2 protein-coding genes are annotated in these 1,226 nt (G+C 61.0%); both read right to left on the reverse strand.

Annotated features, from left to right (window positions below):
* Positions 1–68: 68 nt before the first annotated feature.
* Positions 69–437: a gamma-glutamylcyclotransferase gene (locus NW819_RS13675; RefSeq protein WP_414329655.1), complete on the reverse strand. Its 369-nt coding sequence runs from the start codon at positions 435–437 to the stop codon at positions 69–71.
* Between the two features lie 42 nt (positions 438–479).
* A complete protein-coding gene (plsY, locus tag NW819_RS13680; protein ID WP_041436109.1) occupies positions 480–1,091 on the reverse strand; it encodes a glycerol-3-phosphate 1-O-acyltransferase PlsY in 612 nt (203 codons plus the stop codon).
* Positions 1,092–1,226 lie beyond the last annotated feature (135 nt).

Below are 1,226 nucleotides of genomic sequence, written 5' to 3' on the forward strand. Positions count from 1 at the left end.
TCGCGACAGCGGTGCGGAGCACAACAGTGGGATAGAGTCTTTGGTGCTGCCCCAGTATGTTGAGGGCGTCAAGCTCCACTTTGATCTCTAGCCAGCCAGCGGCCACTGGGGATGAGGGAACACCCCTGCACCTGCTCAGGCCGACCCAGATAAACCCAAGCAAAGGTGCCGCTATCCAGTTGCACCCACTGCCGTTCGTACACCCGCGGGTGGTCTTCCAGCTCGTCCAATCGGGGCAATAGACTCAAGGGGATGCGGTAGCACTCGCCGTAGAGCCGGTTTCGGCCACGAACTGCCATCGGGTAGGGGCCGAGACTGTAAAGATCAATGTGGTTGAGGCTGTCTGTCCCCAAAAATTCTGCCCCCTGCAGCAAGCTGTGGTATTGGCCGCCCCGCAGCAGGGATCCGTAGACAAAAACCACTGTGGTCGGTTGCATAGCGTTGCGGAGTAATACAGCTGCTTCACAGTGCCTTGAAAATTAGGGAGATTGCGTCCATTTTTGGCCAATGCGCGGCTCCGACCCGGCCAGTAGGCGCTCGATGTTGCGCCGATGAGCACCGATCACATACACCCCGCCCGCCAACGCAAACAACAAATAGGGCAAAGGTTGAGCTGTTGCCCACATCACCACCGGAGCCGCCACTGCCGCCAGCAGGGAGCTGAAGGAAACGATGCGGGTGAGGGCGAGCCCCAGCAGCCAGACGCCGAAAGTTGTCAGGGCTACTGGCCAAGCCATAGCCAACAAGATCCCCAGGCTGGTGGCCACCGATTTGCCCCCCCTGAAGCCCAGCCAGCAGGAACGGCTATGGCCGATCACCGCGAACAATGCCGCCAAAACCACCCACCACGCGGATCCCAAGGCCGATCCCAGAGCCACTGCTGCTGCCCCCTTGGCAGCATCCACCAGCAACACCAGCAGGGCGGGCCCCTTGCCCAACGTCCGCAACACATTGGTTGCTCCGGTAGAGCCGGATCCCTGTTGACGAATATCGATCCCCCCCCACCAACGGCCTACCCAATAGCCGGTCGGGATGGATCCCAGGAGATAGCCCCCCAGCACCGCAAGAAGAGCCGTAAGCAATGCAGGCATAGCAGGATCTGGAACGCTCTTCCCTCACTTTGCCACAGGGTCTGGGCTGCAACTGGGATCTTGCCCCGTCCGGGAGCTTTTGGCTGCTCGCGGCCTCGTCTGCAACACCGTTACGTTCGCGCCAGCGGTGCGGAG

Source organism: Synechococcus sp. R8-2, assembly GCF_047461715.1.
Classification (GTDB): domain Bacteria; phylum Cyanobacteriota; class Cyanobacteriia; order Thermostichales; family Thermostichaceae; genus Thermostichus.